Consider the following 16,020-nt stretch of genomic DNA (forward strand, 5'->3'; position numbering starts at 1 on the left):
GCATGAGTTCCGCACCAACGCCGACCGACCCCGCCACCCCTGCCGACGCCGACCCGGGCACGTTCGCCGACCTCGGGCTGCGCCCCGAGCTGCTGCACGCGCTGGCCACCCTCGGCTACGAGGAGCCAACGCCGATCCAGCGGGAGGCGATCCCGCCGCTGCTCGCCGGTGAGGACCTGCTGGGCCAGGCGGCGACCGGTACGGGCAAGACGGCGGCCTTCGCCCTGCCGCTGTTGCAGCGAATGCCGGACGAGCGGACCGGCGGCGATCCGGTGGCGCTGGTGCTGGTGCCCACCCGGGAGCTGGCGGTGCAGGTCTCCGAGGCGTTCCACCGGTACGGCAAGGACCTGGGCGCCCGGGTTCTGCCGATCTACGGCGGCCAGCCGATCGGCCGCCAGCTGCGCGCGCTCGACCTGGGCGTGGACGTGGTGGTGGCGACGCCGGGCCGGGCGTTGGACCACATCGCCCGGGGCACCCTGCGGCTGGGTTCGCTCGCCACCGTGGTGCTCGACGAGGCGGACGAGATGCTCGACATGGGCTTCGCCGAGGACATCGAGGCGATCCTGGAGCACGCCCCGGCGGAACGGCAGACGGTGCTCTTCTCGGCGACCATGCCCGCCCGTATCGACGGGCTGGCCCGCCAGCACCTGACCGACCCGGTGCGGATCCAGATCGAGCGGGAGCGGCCGGTGGCCGGCGCGGCACCCCGGGTGCGGCAGAGCGCGTACCTGGTGGCGCGGGCGCACAAGCCGGCGGCGCTGGGCCGGGTGCTGGACGTGGAGTCGCCCACCGCGGCGATCGTGTTCTGCCGCAGTCGGGAGGAGGTGGACCGGCTCACCGAGACGATGAACGGCCGGGGTTACCGGGCCGAGGCGCTGCACGGCGGGATGAGCCAGGAGCAGCGGGACCGGGTGATGGGCCGGCTGCGGGCGGGCACCGCCGACCTGCTGGTGGCCACCGACGTGGCGGCCCGCGGCCTGGACGTCGAGCAGCTCACCCACGTGGTCAACTACGACGTCCCCTCGGCCCCCGAGTCGTACGTGCACCGGATCGGCCGGGTGGGCCGGGCCGGCCGGGAGGGCGTGGCGATCACCCTCGCCGAGCCGCGCGAGCACCGGATGCTCAAGACCATCGAGCGGGTCACCGGGCAGCGGATCTCCGTCGACAAGATCCCCACGGTGGCGGACCTGCGGACCCGGCGGCTGGAGCTGACCCAGGCGGCGCTGCGGGAGTCGCTGCTGGAGGACGACCTGGAGCCGGTCCGGGCGATCGTGGAGTCGCTGACCGACGAGTTCGACCTGATGGAGGTGGCGCTCGCCGCGGTGCGGCTGGCGCACGAGGCCACCCTGCCGGGCACGGCCGACGAGGAGGAGGAGATCCCGCAGGTCGCGGTCCGGCCGCCCCGGGAGGCCCGACCGGCGTACGAGGGCCGGGAGCGGCGCGCCGGCGCCGGCCGCTACCGCGCCGGGGGGACGACGCAGGTGTTTATCGGGCTCGGCCGGCGCGCTGGGGTCCGGCCGCAGGACCTGGTCGGGGCGATCACCGGGGAGACCCGGGTCAGCGGCCGGGACATCGGCTCGATCGAGATCGCCGACCGGTTCTCCCTGGTGGAGGTGCCGTACGCGGTCGCCGACGAGGTGATCCAGGGGCTGCGGGGCAGCACCATCAAGGGCCGCAAGGCCACCGTACGCCGGGATCGTGACATCGACGGCGGCGACCGCCGCGAGCGCCGCGACCGCCGCTGACGGCCCGCCGGGGGCGGCGGGCGGGTCCGGCCGGGTGGCTTCAGCGGCTCGTTTCCCTGGATACTCGCTCGGCGTGTTCCTGCTGCACGGTCCGGGCGGTCGAGAGGAAATCGAGGATCGTCTCCAGCTGCCCGCTGTCGTACCGGGCCAGGGCGCGCAGGCCGGCCTCCCCCACCGGGCGATAGATCGTCCGTTCGGCGGCCCGGGCCGACTCGGTCGCCTCGACGAGCACCCGGCGCCGGTTGCCGGCGTCCCGGGTACGCGCCACCAGGCCGGCCCGTTCCAGCCGGTCGATGACGGTTGTGGTGGCCGCCGGGCTAAGCCGGAGCTCGGCGGCGAGCTCGCCCGCGGTGACCGGTCCGGCCCCGAGGACGACATCCAGGGCCCGTAGGTCGGTTCGGTTGACGCCGATCCGAGCTGCGGCCGCCTCGTCGAAGGCGTCGAAGCTCTGCTGGAGGAGTCGGATCTCCCGGGCCACCCGGTACGCCAGGTCACTTTTCGACATTCGAAACTTTCTGCTAGCTTAGATTTCGACGGCCGAACTGTATCAGGAGGCGTGGCCATGACCGAGCACGACCGCAGGGCAATCCAGCAGCTCTTCGACCGGCTGCTGCAGGCCTGGACCGACAACGACGCCGCCGCATACGGCGCCTGTTTCACCGAGGATTCGGACTACGTCTCCTATGACGGCACCCGGGCGGTCGGTCGGGCACCGATGCAGGACGCGCACGACCGGCTCTTCCGCGGCGTACTCGCCGGGTCGGCGCTGGTCGGCCAGGTGGAGTCGATCCGCCTGTTGACCGCCGACGTAGCGATCGTGCACGGCACCGGCTCGGTACTGATGCCCTGGCGGTCCCGACTGCCCCGACGCCGACTGTCCCGGCAGACCCTGGTCGCCGTCCGTACGTCCGCCGGGTGGCGGTTCACCGCCCTGCACAACGGCCGGGTCCGCCCGATCCGGATCCCCGCTCCCGGCTCCGCTCCGGCCCGGCTCTCCCGGGCTATGGGGCGCTGCGCGCGGCGACTCGGGCTGGGCCGCGTCGCGTGATCGTCGGTCGGCGGATCGGACGGCGGCGGCCCCTGCCACCCGGTGGGTGTCAGGGGCCGCCGTCGGTGGGCAACTCGTCGGCGCGCAAGGCCTGTTCGGACCCCGCCCGCTGACCGCGCTCAGGCTGCGGCGAGCGGCTGGCCGCCGAGGGCCTCCGCGTCGACGTCGGCGGGGCGCAGCGCCAGGGCGAGCACGTCGGCGACGTCGGCGAGGGTGTGGATGGTCAGCGCCTCGCGCACCTCGGTGGGGAGGTCGTCGAGGTCCGGCTCGTTCCGCTTCGGGATGATCACCTCGGTCAGGCCGGCCCGGTGGGCGGCGAGCAGCTTCTGCTTCACGCCGCCGATGGGCAGCACCCGGCCGGAGAGGGTCACCTCGCCGGTCATCCCGAACTCCGGACGGACGGGCCGGCCGGTCACCAGCGACGCCAGCGCCGTGACCATGGTGATGCCGGCGCTGGGGCCGTCCTTGGGCACCGCGCCCGCCGGGAAGTGCACGTGGATCCGCCGCCCGGCGAGGGCGTTCGGGTCGATGCCGAGGCGCCGCCCGTTGGAGCGCAGGTAGGACAGCGCGATGTGCGCGGACTCCTTCATCACGTCGCCGAGCTGGCCGGTCAGGGTCAGCCCGGGCTCGCCCTCCATGCTGGTGGCCTCGATGAAGAGCACGTCGCCGCCGGCGCCGGTGACCGCCAGTCCGGTGGCCACGCCCGGCACCGCGGTCCGTTCCGCCGACTCCGGGGTGAACTTCGGCCGGCCCAGGTAGCGGGCCAGGTTGTCGGTGTCCACCCGGACCGGGGTCGGGTCCGCGGCCAGCGCGACGGCCACCTTGCGCAGGATCCTGGCCAGCGCGCGTTCGAGCTGCCGGACGCCGGCCTCCCGGGTGTACTCCCCGGCGATCCGGGCTAGGGCCTCGTCGGCGACGGTCACCTCGTCGGCGGTCAGCCCGGCCCGTTCCCGCTGCCGGGGCAGCAGGTGGTCCCGGGCGATGGCCACCTTCTCGTCCTCGGTGTAGCCGTCCAGGGTGACCAGCTCCATCCGGTCCAGCAGCGGGCCGGGGATGGTCTCCACCACGTTGGCGGTGGCCAGGAAGAGCACGTCGGACAGGTCGAGGTCGACCTCGAGGTAGTGGTCCCGGAAGGTGTGGTTCTGCGCCGGGTCGAGCACCTCCAGCAGGGCCGCCGCCGGGTCGCCGGCGTAGCCGACGGCCAGCTTGTCGACCTCGTCGAGGAGCACGACCGGGTTCATCGAACCGGCCTCGCGCAGGGCGCGGACGATCCGGCCGGGCAGCGCGCCGACGTAGGTGCGCCGGTGGCCGCGGATCTCCGCCTCGTCGCGGACGCCGCCGAGGGAGACCCGGACGAAGTTGCGCCCGAGGGCCCGGGCGATCGACTCGCCGAGGCTGGTCTTGCCGACGCCGGGCGGGCCGGCCAGGGCGAGCACCGCGCCGGAGCCGCGTCCGCCGACCACGCCGAGGTTGCGCTCCGCGCGCCGGTTGCGCACCGCCAGGTATTCCAGGATGCGGTCCTTCACGTCGGCCAGGCCGGCGTGGTCGGCGTCGAGCACCGCGCGGGCCGCGGCCAGGTCGGTGTTGTCCTCGGTACGCGTGTTCCACGGCATCTCCAGCACCGTGTCCAGCCAGGTACGGATCCAGCCGGCCTCCGGCGAGGCGTCGCTGGCCCGCTCGAGCTTGCCGACCTCGCGCAGGGCCGCGTCGCGGACCTTCTCGGGCAGGTCGGCGGACTCGACCCGGGAGCGGTAGTCGGCGGAGCCGTCCGGCTCGTCCTCGCCGAGCTCCTTGCGGATCGCGGCGAGCTGCTGGCGGAGCAGGAACTCCCGCTGGGACTTCTCCAGGCCTTCCCGGACGTCGCTGTTGATCTGCTCGGTGACCTCCTGCTCGGCCAGGTGGTCCTTCACCCAGCCGACCAGCAGTTCCAGCCGGGCGGTGACGTCCGGCGCGGCGAGCAGTTCGGTCTTCTGCGCCAGGCTGAGCCAGGGCGCGTAGCCGGCCGCGTCGGCCAGCTCGGACAGGTCGGTCATCCGCTCCATGGCGTCGATGACCTGCCAGGCGCCGCGCTGCTGGAGGACCGAGGTCATCAGCGCGCGGTACTCGCGGGCGAGTTCCCGGGCCCGGCCGGCCGGGGCGGGTTCGTCGAGTTCGGTCGCCTCGACCCAGAGGGCGGCGCCCGGTCCGGGCACACCGGAGCCGATCCGGGCCCGGGCGAGGCCACGGACCACGGCGGCCGGCTCGCCGCTGGGCAGCCGACCCACCTTCTCGGTGGTGGCGATCACGCCGACGGAGCCGTACTCGCCGTCGATGCGGGGCACGGCGAGGAGCTTCTTGTCGCCGCTGGCGCGGGCCGCGTCGACCGCGGCCTGGGTGGTCGGGTCGAGGGTCACCGGGATGACCATGCCCGGCAGCAGGACGGCGTCGGTCAGGGGAAGTACCGGAAGAGTTGCCATCGAACACCTGCTATCACGTTGGGTTGAGCGTGTAAGACTCAAGTTACAAACCGTACCCCTTGTTCCGGGTTGTGACCCACGCCACTCATCCGCGGCCGCGCCGCGCCGTACACAGGCCAGGGAGAGCCATTCCGGGGCGGATTAGCCGACCCGCCGAATGGCGAAGGTCCGGTATTGTTGCGAAATTGCCGCGCCATACGTCAAACTCTTAGCCACACCCCGCCCGACACAGGGAGCAATGGCGATGGCAAGGAAAGTAATCACCGTTCTGACCGACGACCTCGACGGCGGAAAGGCCGATCGGACCGTCGAGTTCAGCCTGGACGGCGTGGCGTACACGATCGACGTCTCCGACGAGAACGCGGGCGTCCTGCGCAAGGCCCTCGACCCGTTCATCACCGCTGGCAGGCGGATCGGCCGCGGGCCGGTCGAGGCGGGGCGCGCGGCGCGCCGGACGATCCGTCCGGCCACCTCTGGAATGGACCGCGAGCAGAACCGCGCCATCCGGGAATGGGCTGTGAAGAACGGCTACGAGATTTCCGAGCGGGGCCGCATCCCCGTCTCGGTGGTGGAGGCCTACAAGAACCGCTGAACCTCCCGGTTCACCGTCGGGCACACCGGGGTCACGCTGAGAAATCGGCGTGACCCCGGTCGGCTTTTCCCCGCGTTAACAATTTTCATCCACGGGAGGAGAGGCGGCAGCCGACTCCACCCCGTCGCCCCGCTGCCCTGATCAACCGGCTGGGCGGGGTTCGTCGCCAGCTACCTCGACGTCGACCTGGTCTCCGTCCGGCACGTCGCCCCGTCGTACGCCGGGTGGTAACCGGGCGTCGAAGGCGGGCGTCCGGTTGGCCCGCTCCATCATCGGGATGCGGTGCGAACCGCCACCGGCCCAGACCGCGCGGGGTCAGTCGGCGCAGAGGTGATCGAACGCGAAGCCGCCGTCGAGTTCGTCCCGCCGGGCGGCGAGCCGCCGGATCTGCTCCCGCAGTTCGTCCCGGTCCACCAGCGGCGGCTCGGTGACCTCGAGGTCGCGCAGCCGCTCCCCGACCGCCACGGCGGCCAGGTCCTCGGCGAGCCGGCCCGGGTCCACCCCACAGGAGAAGCGCTGCGCGAAGAGCTGGACCCGCTCGACCAGGCACCGGCCGGGCCGCACCTCGACCCAGCTCCACCCCTCGGCCGGGCCGTCCGTCCAGCACACGTGCAGCCCGCGGACGATCGGGTCGGCGAGGCGCCGCTCGACGTACGCCTCGACAGCGGCCGCCCGGGCCAGCGCCCCGAGGTCGTTGACCGGCCCGCGGCGGCCGTCGGGGAGCCGGCCGACGATGTCCCGAAACCCGACCGCGTCCCCGCCCTCCGGTTCGGTGCCGGCCGCGTAGCCGCGCGCGTCGATGACGTACTCGGCCAGGCGGCGGCCGTGCTCGCCGCCGCCCAGCGTCGGCGACTCGACCCGCAACACCGGCAGGCCGACCGCGGCGCAGACCGCACTGGTCATCCGCTCGGCGCGCTGGGCGGCGGAAGCCGCCGGCGCCGGCGGGACGAACTGCACGGCGAACACCGGCCAGCCGCTGTCCGCGGCGCACACCACCTGGTCGAAGCCCTCCCGGCTGGCGGTGTTCCACTGGTGTCCGGTGATCCCCAGCGGGCGCCCCTGCACCAGCTCGCTCAGCCGCCGCGACGCGTACCCGACCTGGCCGGCCCGGCTGAACAGCGGGGCACCCGTGATCGGACGCAGCCAGGACGCCGCCACGCTGCCGGTGCTCGTCATCTTCGCCAGATCCATCCGTCGCTCGATCGACGCTCGAGTGTAGGCGTTCGATCATGGCCGACGCCTCGCCGGTGCCGGGGGATTCATCGCCCGGGCCACCCGTTGGGCCGGCACCCTGACCGGCTCGTACCCGTTCGTCACCTTCGCCCGGCACCGGCCGCGCCCGCCATGAGTGCGCGCCGGGAAAAGGGGTACGCCCCGCCCGTCCGGTCAGTCACCGCACAGCGGAGGTGGGCATGACGCGCCAGCAGTTCGGGTTCCTCGCCGGGTTCCTCCTGATCGCGGTCTGGGCGCTCGGCGGGGCCGGCGCGGCGGCGGGCGCCACCCTGGCCGGGCTGGTGGGCTGGCTCCTGGTGCGGATCCTCGACGGGGACGTCACCGTGCCCGGGCTCGCCGACCGGGCCCCCGCCCACCGGCGCCGCTGATTGGAGGCGTCCGATGACCGGCACTCTGCCCCGGCGCGCCACCGCCGTCCCCGGCGGTGCCCTCCCGCCGGCCCGACCCTGGACCGAGGAACGGCTCGCCCGGCTTGTCGAGGACGTGGCGCGGCTGACCCCGGCCGTGTCCGGCCCGGTGGCGACCGTCCGGGTGGACGGGCCCGCCGCCCGGATCGACCTCGACCTCGTGGTCAACTACGGCGCCCACCTGCCGACGGTGGCGGCGGCGGTCCGCCGCCGGGTCACCGCCCGGATCGCGGCGCACACCGGCCTGGCCGTCGAGTCGGCCACCGTCACGGTGGTGGACGTCGTCCTGGACACGGACCCGCCGTACCCCGGAGGCTACGGCGCCCGGGGCGGCGCGGTCACGGCCGCCGGGGGTTGACGTGCGGACGGCCAACCGGATCGCCACCCTGCTGCTCGCCGTCGCCCTGCTCGCCGCCGGGGCGCTCGCCGTGGCCGAGGGGCTGCTCGCCGCGCTCGGCCGTCCCGGTCCGCTGATCCACCACTGGTACGCGACGCTCACCACCACCCGCTGGCAGGACGCCCCGGTCCGGGCGGTCGCCGCCGGCATGGCCCTGCTCGGGTTGGTCGTGCTCGCCGCCGAACTGCGCCGGTGGCGCCCGGCCCGGCTTCGGCTCGCCGCGGACGACGGCTGGCACCTGCACCGCCGGTCGGTGGAACGGCGGCTGGCCCGCGCGGTCTGCGCCGTGCCCAGCGTCCGCCGGGCCCGGGTACGCCTGCGCCGGCGAGGGGACGCCTGGCGGCCCCGGGTGATCGCCACCGCCGATCCGGCGGCCCGCGCCGACGTCGAGTTCGCCCTGCGCCGCGAACTCGACCGGCTGGCCGCCCCGCGCCGGAGCCGGATCGAGGTCCGGCTCCTACCGGCCCGGCGGCCCACGTGAGCAACGCCGCCCACCGGCTGTTGTGGACGGTGCTCGCCCTGGCGCTCGTGGCCGTCGGCGGAGCGGCGCTGGCTGTCGGGCTGGGCTGGCTGCCCGGCGGCGGCGTCCCGTTGCTCGCGGCCGGCCCGGCCACCTGGTGGCGCGCCGGTACGCCGTGGAGCCCCCTCGCGGTGGCGGTCGGCGGGGTGCTGGTGACCCTGCTCGGGCAACGGCTGCTGGTTGCCGGGCTGCGGGTGCCGGGCCAGCTGGCCGGGACCCTGGCGCATCCCGGTGACGGGCGCGGGCGTACCCGGGTGGCGAGCGAGGTGCTGACCGCCGCGCTGGAGCGGGATCTGTGCCGGGCTCCCGGAGTACGCCGCGCCCGGGTGGTGCTAACCGGCCCGATCGGCCGGCCGGACGTCTGGGTGGAGGTGTGCCTGGACCCGGACGCGGGTCTCGACGCGGCCCGCGCGCACGTGGACGCCGCGGTCCGGCGGTTCGCGGCGACGGTCGGTTGCCAGCCGGCCCACCTGGACGTGACCGCCCTGGTAGCCGAGTCCCCGCGCTGACCCGCCCGCTCGTCGGTCTGCCGACCGCCTGCGGGAGCATGGACGGGACCGAGGGGAGGGCCCGACGTGCGGGTGGTGTCGCTGGTGCCGTCGTTGACCGAGGCGGTGGCGCTGACCCGGCCCGAGGTGCTGGTGGGGGCGACCGACTGGTGCAGCCATCCGGACGGGCTGGACGTCGCCCGGGTGGGCGGGAGCAAGTACCCGGACCTGGACCGGGTGCTCGCGCTCCAGCCCGATCTGGTGCTGCTCAACGAGGAGGAGAACCGGCGGGCCGACGCGGCGGCACTGCAAGCGGCCGGCGTACCGGTGCGGGTCACCTTCCCCCGGACGGTGCCGGAAGCGCTGACCCAGCTCGGCGAGCTGGTCGCCGCGCTAGGCGTGACCGGCGAGCCGGACTGGTTGCGGGCCGCCCGCCGGGCCTGGGCCGACCTGCCCGCCCCGACCGCGCGCCGGGCGGCGGTGGTGCCGGTGTGGCGGCGGCCGTGGGTGGTGCTCGGCCGGGACACCTTCGCCGGTGACGTGCTGCACCGGCTCGGGGTCGCCAACCAGTGGGCCGACCACGCGGAACGCTATCCCCGCCCGAGCCTGGACGAGCTGCGCGGGCGACGGCCGGACCTGGTGGTGCTGCCGGACGAGCCGTACCGTTTCACGGCCGACGACGGGCCGGAGGCCTTTCCCGGCGTACCGGCCGTGCTGGTGTCGGGCCGCCACCTGACCTGGTACGGGCCTTCCCTCGCCGAGGCGCCCGCGCTGCTCGCCGCCCAGCTCGCCCGTCCGGTCTAAGCACGGCGCGGGCCCACCGGTCGGGTGGGCCCGCGGCCGCCGACGGTCAGGCAACGTTGGGGTGCGCCGGGTCGACCGCCCTGGTGTCCGCCTCCACTGTCGCCACGTCGCTGGTCATCACGTCGCCCACCTGCCACGCCCGCATCACGACCTCCTCTTTCCACTCACGACGCTAGGACCGCCACGGTGGCGCGGGTCAGAGGCGGTGGACCGGCCGGGGGCAGGCCGACCGGACCGGCCGGAAACGGGTCCAAGGTCCCGGGCAGGAGCGGCCCGGTCGGCCCTGCTCGCCGCCCATGTGCCGGGCTGGAATGGAGTTGCCACCGGAAAGCGCGGTGCGAGCCACAGAAGGGGCGTGGACACCATGACCGCGACGATCGAACGGGTCACCGCCAACAACAAGATTCCGGCGAACACCAGGGTTCCGGCGGTCGCCACCACCCGTAACGTCGAGACCACCCGCGCGAGGGCCCTCCGGTACGTCCTCGCCGGCCTGCGGATCGCGCTGGGCTGGACCTTCCTCTGGGCCTTCCTGGACAAGATGTTCGGCCTCGGGCACGAGACCGCGGCGAAGGCCGCCTGGATCAACGGCGGCAGCCCGACCAAGGGCTTCCTGGCCTTCGGCACGGCCGGCCCGTTCCAGGGCTTCTACCAGGGCATCGCCGGCGCGGCCTGGGCGGACTGGCTGTTCATGCTCGGCCTGCTCGGCATCGGTGTGGCGCTGCTGCTCGGCATCGGCACCCGGATCGCGGCGGTCGCCGGCGGGCTGCTGCTGGTCATGATGTGGACGGCCGTGCTGCCGCCCGCGAACAACCCCTTCATGGACGACCACCTGATCTACGCCGGTGTGCTGGCGGTCCTGGCCCTGGTCGGCGCCGGCGACACCCTCGGCCTCGGCCGGGTCTGGGCGCGGCTCCCCTTCGTCCAGCGGCTCCCCTGGCTCAGGTGAACTGAGCCCCGGGCGGGCGTCACCGCAGGTGGCGCCCGCCCTTTCGGGCGACGACCGGTCCCTTTGGCGGGACCGGCGCGGATCGGCCGGTCGCGATCCGGCAGGATCGACGGGGACCACACCCGGAACACCGAGGAGACCCGCTCATGCAGAAGCCCGAGGTTGGCCCGATCGAGGGCGCGCCGCCCGCCGATCTCGTCGTTGAGGACATCACGGTCGGCGAGGGCCCGGAGGCCCGCCCCGGCCAGCTCGCCACCGTGCACTACGTCGGCGTGGCCCACTCGACCGGCCGCGAGTTCGACGCCTCGTGGAACCGGGGTGAGCCGTTCGAGTTCCCGCTCGGCGGCGGCCAGGTCATCGCGGGCTGGGACCAGGGCGTGGTCGGCATGAAGGTCGGCGGCCGTCGCCGGCTGACCATCCCGCCGCACCTGGGCTACGGCGCGCGGGGCGCCGGCGGCGCCATCAAGCCGAACGAGACCCTGATCTTCGTGGTGGACCTGCTCGGCGTCCGCTGACTCGGCCCACCGGGCCGTCGGCAGCCCATGCCGGCGGCCCCGGGCCGTCCTGCTGAGACGGTCGACGGTCAGGCCGCGACGAGCTCCGCCGCGACGACCGACTCCCGGACCGGCATCACCCGGTGCAGCCCGGTGGCCCGCAGCACCCGGGCGACCACCGGACCGGGATCGACCAGCACCAGCTCGCCGCCCCGGGCCCGGACCCGCAGGTGCGCCGCGACCAGCGTGCGCACGCCGGCCGCGGAGAGCAGCCGCACGCCGGAGAGGTCCACCCGCAGCACGGGTCGCGCCGGGGCCGCCCAGAGCGCGGCCCGGAACGACGCCACGGTGGCGATGTCGATCTCGCCGACCGCCCGGAGGTCGACCTCGTGGTCGCCCACGGTGATCTCGACGTGGAACCGGTCGTTGTGCTGCCCCATGCCGAGAAATCTATCCTGGGGGACCGACACTTCCGGCCTGCCGGAACCCGGGATCCGGGTACGTCCCGGGTCCGACCCCGAGACCCTCGGGGTTGTCCCCCAGGCCCGCGGGTCGGCCCGTCAGCGGAACCACGACACGCCGTCGGGAGCTGCCCGGCAGGACATCGGCGGGGAACAATGACCCGATGGCCGTCCCCCGCCAGCGTCCGCCCCTGCTGATCCGGCCGGTCCGCGAGCCGGCCACCGTGCCGCCGCCGTTGGCCGGGCCGTGGGCCCCCACCGACGACCGGCTCGACCGGGCCGATCTGCTGCCGCTGCCCAACGGCGGGCACGGCCCGGAGGACGTGCTGATCGACCCGGACGGCCGGGTGGTCAGCGGCGACGAGCAGGGCCGGCTCTGGTGGTGGCCGGCGGACTGCCCGGCCGGCACCCGCCCCACCCTGCTGGCCGAGACCGGCGGCCGGCCGCTCGGCATCGAGCTGGACCCGGTCGACGGCGGGCTGGTGGTCTGCGACGCGTACCGGGGGCTGCTGCGGGTCACGCCGGACGGGGCGGTGCGCGAGCTGACCGGCGGCGAGGCCGTGCACCTCGCCGACAACGCCACGGTGGCCCGGGACGGCACGATCTACTTCACCGACTCCTCCGACCGGTTCCCGCTGTCGCACTGGAAGCGGGACCTGCTGGAGCACCGCCCCAACGGGCGGGTGCTCGCGTACGACCGGCGGACCGGACGCACCGAGGTGGTGACGGACGGCCTGTACTTCCCCAACGGGGTGGCGCTGACGCCGGACGAGTCCGCACTGATGCTGGTGGAGACGGCGACCCACCGGCTGCTCCGGGTGGACCTGCCGGAGGGCCGGGCCACGGTGCTGACCGACCTGCCGGCCTATCCGGACAACGTGTCCGCGGTGGGCGACGGCACCTACTGGATCGCGCTGCCCAGCCCCCGGCTGCCGATCATGGAGAAGCTGCTGCCGCATCCCCGGGTACGCCAACTCGTCGCGCTGCTGCCGGGCGCGGTGCAGCCGCAGCCGCGCCGGTACGGGCTGGTCGCGCTGGTGGACGGCACCGGGCGGGTGCTGCGGACGCTGCACGGGCCGAGCGGGACGTACCCGATGATCACCGGGGTGCGGCAGCACGGGCAGCGGCTCTGGTTGGGCAGCCTGACCGCGGCGGGCGTGGCCCGCGTCGACCTGGCCTGACCGCCTACGGTCGACCCGCCGTGGTTCCCGCAGGGACACCGCCGAGGCGACCGAGGGGTCGGCCCGCCGTTACGGCGGGCCGACCATGGTCGTTCCTCCCCCGGTGGTCAGCCGCCGCTGCTGGAGGGGGCGGGGGCGGGCGCCGAGCCGCCGGCCACCGCGCCCGGGTGCGGCGTGGCGCTGACGGTGGGCTTGAGCCCCGCCGGCACCGGCAGCGCGCTGCCCTTGGCGAACTCGTCCCAGCCGACGTTCCAGGCGGTCCAGCCGTTGCCGGCCTGCAACTGCACCTCCGTGCCCTTGACCGTGACCAGGTCACCGACGTGGGTGATGCCCATCAGCCAGTCCGCCGCCGAGGTGGAGACGTTGGCGCAGCCGTGCGAGGTGTTGGTGTAGCCCTGTTCCCCTTCCGACCAGGGCGCGGCGTGGATGAACTCGCCGCCCCAGGTGAGGCGCTGGGCGTCGTCCACGTCGACCACGTACCCGCCGTTCGCCTCACCCCGGGTGTCAAAGGTGGTCCGGTCGAACTTCTCCATGATCACCATGTTGCCGCTGGAGCTGGGCGTGTCCGGCTTGCCGAGGCTGACCGGGATCTTCTTGAGCAGCTTGCCGTCCTGGTAGACGGACATCTGCTTGGTGGCGTTGTCGATATCGAGCGAGACCTGTCGATCGATCTTCGAACTCGCCGAGCGGTCCGCGTCCCCGATCTGGTCCTTCCCGATCGGCAGCCCCTCCAAGCCGGCCCGCACGCTGATCTTCGTGCCCGGCTTCCAGAAGTCGGGCGCCCGGTAGTAGGCCTGCGTGCCGTCGGCCAGCCACGACCAGGTGCCCGGCTGCGGCGGATCGGTCTTCACGAACAACCGGCGTTGCGCATCCGCCCGGGCCTCCTTCGGAATGCCCGGCTCAAAAGCGACCACCAACGGCATGGCCGTCCCGTACGTCTGTTCCCCGGTGAAATACAAAGTACTCTTGATCGCCTGTTTGGTCGATTTCGCCATTGTGGTGAACGTCGTCTTCTGCGTGGCCGTCTTCCCCTTGTCGCCGGTGGCGGTCACCTCCGCCGTGTACGTCCGCGAATTCTGCAGCGGGCGCGACGGGACCCAACTGGACCCGTCCTCGCGGGGCTCCGCCGGCACCTGCGCGCCCTTGTCGTCGGTCAGCCGCACGCCGGTGATCTTCCCGTCCTTGACGGTGGCCCCCACCTCGGCGCTGACCGGCACGTCCTTCGTCCGGTCGGCCGGTGTCACCGTGATCGAAGGGCCGGCAGCCTGACCGTGCTTCACCACCGACTTCGGCCCGGCGGTGCACGCGCCGACCGCCAGTGGCGTGGCTGCGATGGTCACCGCGAACAGCGTCATTCGCCGCCTCAGGTCCATTTTCCGCACCCCATTTCCACTCCCCCTTCGTTCACATTCTGTCGGTCGCCGCAGAAGCTGTCGGCTGTTCCCGGCAATTGCTTGACCGGGGCGACTTCACGTCTGTCGGGCGCGTACGGGAATGGGAATTGTTCGACCCCTCAGTCCCATTCGTCGTCGCCGTGGTTGCGTTCCCACCGGCCGCCGATCGGCGGGGTGTCGAGCCGGGTGGGGCCCTCGGCGTTGCCGGCCAGGTCGTTGTCCTCCACCCGGCAGTCCACGCAACTGCCCCGTTCGGTGATCCAGAACCCGTGGGTCTGGGTGGCCGGCTGCAGGCTGTCCCAGACCCGGTTGCCCCGGATGCTGGCCGAGTCGAGCGCGGCGTGCACGGTGATGCCGGCCCGGGCCCCGGGCGCCGCCGGCAGCTCGTACGCGGTGCCGGGCGTCGGGACGTCCGCGCTCCAGGCGGTGACCGCGTCGGGGCGGACCGGCGCCAGGGTGAGCTCAGTGGCGTTGTTCGCGGCCACCAGCGCCATCCGGCCGCCGACCCGGACCACCTTGCCCCGGTGCTCGTCCTCCTGCCACTCGGCCCGCCGGTCGACCACCAGCTTCTCGCTGTAACGCACCGACTCGCCGCCGCCCCGGACGACCGGGCCACACTGCCGTCCGTTGCTCCGGATCCGGTTACCGACGATGATCGCGTCAACGATCGGCCGGTCGATCCGGATCGCGTCCAGGCTGTTGCCGTAGAAGTCGTTGCCCTCGATGACGATCTCCCGGGCGCACTCCTGCTCCTCGCCGCCCAGGCTGCGCTGGTGGTACCCGTACCGGCCGTTGCCGGTGATCCGGTTGCCCCGGATGGTGTACGGCCCGGGGGTGTTGCCGATGCTGACCCCGTCACGCACGTTGCCGTCGATCACGCAGTCGGTGAGGATGCCGCCGCGACCGGCGGTGCCCGTGGTGCCCTTGGCCGAGACGTGGAATCCCGCCTCCAGGTTCCCGGTCAGCGTGCAGGCGGAGACGATCAGGCCGTTGGCGCCCCAGTCGGTGATGCCGAAGCGGTTGCCCTGGGCGTGGCAGCCGATGATCCGGATCCCGCGTGGCCGCAACGCCCCGGCCTGCTGCAACTCCAGGAAGATCCCGCTCGTGGCGTTGCCGACCGCCGAGCAGTTGATGATGTTGACCCGCTCGATGCTCCCCCACCCGCCGACCCCGACGCCGACACCGGCCCCGCCCATCTCGATGCCGTTGTCCAGCCGCCCGCAACCGGCCACCAGCACGCCGTCGATCAGGCAGTCCTGGAGGAAGTCGCAGCCCAGGCCGGTGCCCGCGGTGTGGTGGATGTAGAGGTTGCGGAACACGCCCCGCACGACGTACTGGAGCCCCAGCCCCTTGGCCAGCGGGTTGTACTCGGCCGACGCCACCCCGGAGCCGTCGATCTCGAAGTCGGCGAAGGTGCAGTCCGCCAGGTGACGCTCCCGGTCCGCGCCGTGCAGCGCCGCCGTGTGGAAGGCCAGCGGGGTGGGATCGGCCCGGTTGCCCGAGTTGCTCAGCACGAACCGGGTCGCGCCCGGACCGGCGCCCAGCAGCGACACGCCGCTGCGCCAGACCGTGCCGGCGTCCCGGATCGAGTACACCCCGGGCGGGCAGTAGATCACCCGGGCCCGCCGGTCGGCGGCGTACGCGTCCCCCAGCCGGTCCACCAGCGCGGCGAACGCGGGCTGGTCGTTGGTCGTCCCGTCCCCGGTCAGCCCGTGCTCCCGGGCGTTGCACATCAGCGGCGCGCCGGCGACCGGGTGCGGGCGTACGCCACCGGCGGAGGGCACGTGCGAGTGCTGCATCCCGTTCCTCCCCCTCGGCGACCGGGCTCGCTTTCCCGGTCCGGCGGCGGAG

At 73.9% G+C, this 16,020-nt stretch carries 17 protein-coding genes; 11 read left to right on the forward strand and 6 right to left on the reverse strand.

Going from position 1 to position 16,020, the window contains the following annotated elements; genetic code table 11:
• Positions 1-2 precede the first annotated feature (2 nt).
• Positions 3-1,745, forward strand: coding sequence for a DEAD/DEAH box helicase (locus ACY34I_RS02030; protein ID WP_462751867.1), 1,743 nt, complete (start codon positions 3-5; stop codon positions 1,743-1,745).
• 40 nt (positions 1,746-1,785) lie between these two features.
• Here the strand turns inward: ACY34I_RS02030 and ACY34I_RS02035 are convergent, their stop codons facing one another.
• Positions 1,786-2,250 (reverse strand): MarR family winged helix-turn-helix transcriptional regulator, encoded by a 465-nt coding sequence (locus ACY34I_RS02035; RefSeq protein WP_462751869.1) that lies wholly within the window; start codon positions 2,248-2,250, stop codon positions 1,786-1,788.
• Positions 2,251-2,307: 57 nt separating this feature from the next.
• Here ACY34I_RS02035 and ACY34I_RS02040 point away from each other — a divergent pair, with 57 nt between their 5' ends.
• Positions 2,308-2,793, forward strand: a complete 486-nt coding sequence (locus tag ACY34I_RS02040; RefSeq protein WP_462751872.1) for an SgcJ/EcaC family oxidoreductase — start codon at positions 2,308-2,310, stop codon at positions 2,791-2,793.
• 119 nt (positions 2,794-2,912) lie between these two features.
• Here ACY34I_RS02040 and lon read toward each other — a convergent pair whose 3' ends face one another.
• Positions 2,913-5,249: an endopeptidase La gene (gene lon / locus ACY34I_RS02045; RefSeq protein ID WP_462751875.1), complete on the reverse strand. Its 2,337-nt coding sequence runs from the start codon at positions 5,247-5,249 to the stop codon at positions 2,913-2,915.
• A 244-nt stretch (positions 5,250-5,493) separates the two neighbouring features.
• Between lon and ACY34I_RS02050 the strand changes: the two genes are divergently transcribed.
• Positions 5,494-5,841, forward strand: coding sequence for a histone-like nucleoid-structuring protein Lsr2 (locus ACY34I_RS02050; protein WP_264998431.1), 348 nt, complete (start codon positions 5,494-5,496; stop codon positions 5,839-5,841).
• Positions 5,842-6,156: 315 nt separating this feature from the next.
• Here ACY34I_RS02050 and ACY34I_RS02055 read toward each other — a convergent pair whose 3' ends face one another.
• On the reverse strand, positions 6,157-7,032 hold the full coding sequence (locus ACY34I_RS02055; protein WP_462751877.1) for a hypothetical protein: 876 nt from the start codon (positions 7,030-7,032) through the stop codon (positions 6,157-6,159).
• Between the two features lie 221 nt (positions 7,033-7,253).
• Between ACY34I_RS02055 and ACY34I_RS02060 the strand changes: the two genes are divergently transcribed.
• The 7 genes from ACY34I_RS02060 (at position 7,254) to ACY34I_RS02090 (ending at position 11,154) form a co-directional block, all read left to right on the forward strand.
• Positions 7,254-7,442 (forward strand): hypothetical protein, encoded by a 189-nt coding sequence (locus ACY34I_RS02060; RefSeq protein WP_462751879.1) that lies wholly within the window; start codon positions 7,254-7,256, stop codon positions 7,440-7,442.
• A 13-nt stretch (positions 7,443-7,455) separates the two neighbouring features.
• Positions 7,456-7,839, forward strand: a complete 384-nt coding sequence (locus ACY34I_RS02065) for an Asp23/Gls24 family envelope stress response protein (protein WP_462751881.1) — start codon at positions 7,456-7,458, stop codon at positions 7,837-7,839.
• A 1-nt stretch (position 7,840) separates the two neighbouring features.
• Positions 7,841-8,359 carry a hypothetical protein gene (locus ACY34I_RS02070; protein ID WP_462751883.1) on the forward strand — a complete coding sequence of 173 codons (519 nt, stop codon included), beginning with the start codon at positions 7,841-7,843 and terminating at the stop codon, positions 8,357-8,359.
• On the forward strand, positions 8,356-8,907 hold the full coding sequence (locus ACY34I_RS02075) for an Asp23/Gls24 family envelope stress response protein (RefSeq protein ID WP_462751885.1): 552 nt from the start codon (positions 8,356-8,358) through the stop codon (positions 8,905-8,907). Before ACY34I_RS02070 ends, ACY34I_RS02075 begins: the two co-directional genes overlap by 4 nt.
• A gap of 66 nt (positions 8,908-8,973) precedes the next feature.
• On the forward strand, positions 8,974-9,690 hold the full coding sequence (locus tag ACY34I_RS02080; RefSeq protein WP_462751887.1) for a helical backbone metal receptor: 717 nt from the start codon (positions 8,974-8,976) through the stop codon (positions 9,688-9,690).
• Positions 9,691-10,045: 355 nt separating this feature from the next.
• Complete coding sequence (locus ACY34I_RS02085; protein WP_462751889.1) at positions 10,046-10,639, forward strand: DoxX family protein; 594 nt, start codon at positions 10,046-10,048, stop codon at positions 10,637-10,639.
• A gap of 146 nt (positions 10,640-10,785) precedes the next feature.
• Positions 10,786-11,154: an FKBP-type peptidyl-prolyl cis-trans isomerase gene (locus ACY34I_RS02090; RefSeq protein ID WP_462751891.1), complete on the forward strand. Its 369-nt coding sequence runs from the start codon at positions 10,786-10,788 to the stop codon at positions 11,152-11,154.
• 68 nt (positions 11,155-11,222) lie between these two features.
• Here the strand turns inward: ACY34I_RS02090 and ACY34I_RS02095 are convergent, their stop codons facing one another.
• The gene (locus ACY34I_RS02095; RefSeq protein WP_148799401.1) at positions 11,223-11,573 is read right to left on the reverse strand and encodes an STAS domain-containing protein; all 351 of its coding nucleotides are present in this window, start codon (positions 11,571-11,573) and stop codon (positions 11,223-11,225) included.
• A gap of 185 nt (positions 11,574-11,758) precedes the next feature.
• Here ACY34I_RS02095 and ACY34I_RS02100 point away from each other — a divergent pair, with 185 nt between their 5' ends.
• Positions 11,759-12,775 carry an SMP-30/gluconolactonase/LRE family protein gene (locus ACY34I_RS02100; protein WP_462751893.1) on the forward strand — a complete coding sequence of 339 codons (1,017 nt, stop codon included), beginning with the start codon at positions 11,759-11,761 and terminating at the stop codon, positions 12,773-12,775.
• Between the two features lie 107 nt (positions 12,776-12,882).
• Here ACY34I_RS02100 and ACY34I_RS02105 read toward each other — a convergent pair whose 3' ends face one another.
• Both ACY34I_RS02105 and ACY34I_RS02110 read right to left on the reverse strand, forming a co-directional pair.
• Positions 12,883-14,148: a L,D-transpeptidase gene (locus ACY34I_RS02105; protein WP_462751895.1), complete on the reverse strand. Its 1,266-nt coding sequence runs from the start codon at positions 14,146-14,148 to the stop codon at positions 12,883-12,885.
• Between the two features lie 140 nt (positions 14,149-14,288).
• On the reverse strand, positions 14,289-15,968 hold the full coding sequence (locus ACY34I_RS02110; RefSeq protein ID WP_462751897.1) for a right-handed parallel beta-helix repeat-containing protein: 1,680 nt from the start codon (positions 15,966-15,968) through the stop codon (positions 14,289-14,291).
• Positions 15,969-16,020: the final 52 nt, after the last annotated feature.

This window comes from Micromonospora sp. RTBAU3-60 (assembly GCF_054963695.1).

Bases quoted from the DNA above. Each gene is read 5' to 3' on its own strand.
- ACY34I_RS02100 (WP_462751893.1), top strand. From the start codon at position 11,759: ATGGCCGTCCCCCGCCAGCGTCCGCCCCTGCTGATCCGGCCGGTCCGC.
- ACY34I_RS02060 (WP_462751879.1), top strand. From the start codon at position 7,254: ATGACGCGCCAGCAGTTCGGGTTCCTCGCCGGGTTCCTCCTGATCGCG.
- ACY34I_RS02050 (WP_264998431.1), top strand. From the start codon at position 5,494: ATGGCAAGGAAAGTAATCACCGTTCTGACCGACGACCTCGACGGCGGA.
- ACY34I_RS02110 (WP_462751897.1), bottom strand. From the start codon at position 15,968: ATGCAGCACTCGCACGTGCCCTCCGCCGGTGGCGTACGCCCGCACCCG.
- ACY34I_RS02095 (WP_148799401.1), bottom strand. From the start codon at position 11,573: ATGGGGCAGCACAACGACCGGTTCCACGTCGAGATCACCGTGGGCGAC.
- lon (WP_462751875.1), bottom strand. From the start codon at position 5,249: ATGGCAACTCTTCCGGTACTTCCCCTGACCGACGCCGTCCTGCTGCCG.
- ACY34I_RS02030 (WP_462751867.1), top strand. From the start codon at position 3: ATGAGTTCCGCACCAACGCCGACCGACCCCGCCACCCCTGCCGACGCC.
- ACY34I_RS02055 (WP_462751877.1), bottom strand. From the start codon at position 7,032: ATGGATCTGGCGAAGATGACGAGCACCGGCAGCGTGGCGGCGTCCTGG.
- ACY34I_RS02065 (WP_462751881.1), top strand. From the start codon at position 7,456: ATGACCGGCACTCTGCCCCGGCGCGCCACCGCCGTCCCCGGCGGTGCC.
- ACY34I_RS02035 (WP_462751869.1), bottom strand. From the start codon at position 2,250: ATGTCGAAAAGTGACCTGGCGTACCGGGTGGCCCGGGAGATCCGACTC.
- ACY34I_RS02090 (WP_462751891.1), top strand. From the start codon at position 10,786: ATGCAGAAGCCCGAGGTTGGCCCGATCGAGGGCGCGCCGCCCGCCGAT.
- ACY34I_RS02105 (WP_462751895.1), bottom strand. From the start codon at position 14,148: ATGGACCTGAGGCGGCGAATGACGCTGTTCGCGGTGACCATCGCAGCC.
- ACY34I_RS02040 (WP_462751872.1), top strand. From the start codon at position 2,308: ATGACCGAGCACGACCGCAGGGCAATCCAGCAGCTCTTCGACCGGCTG.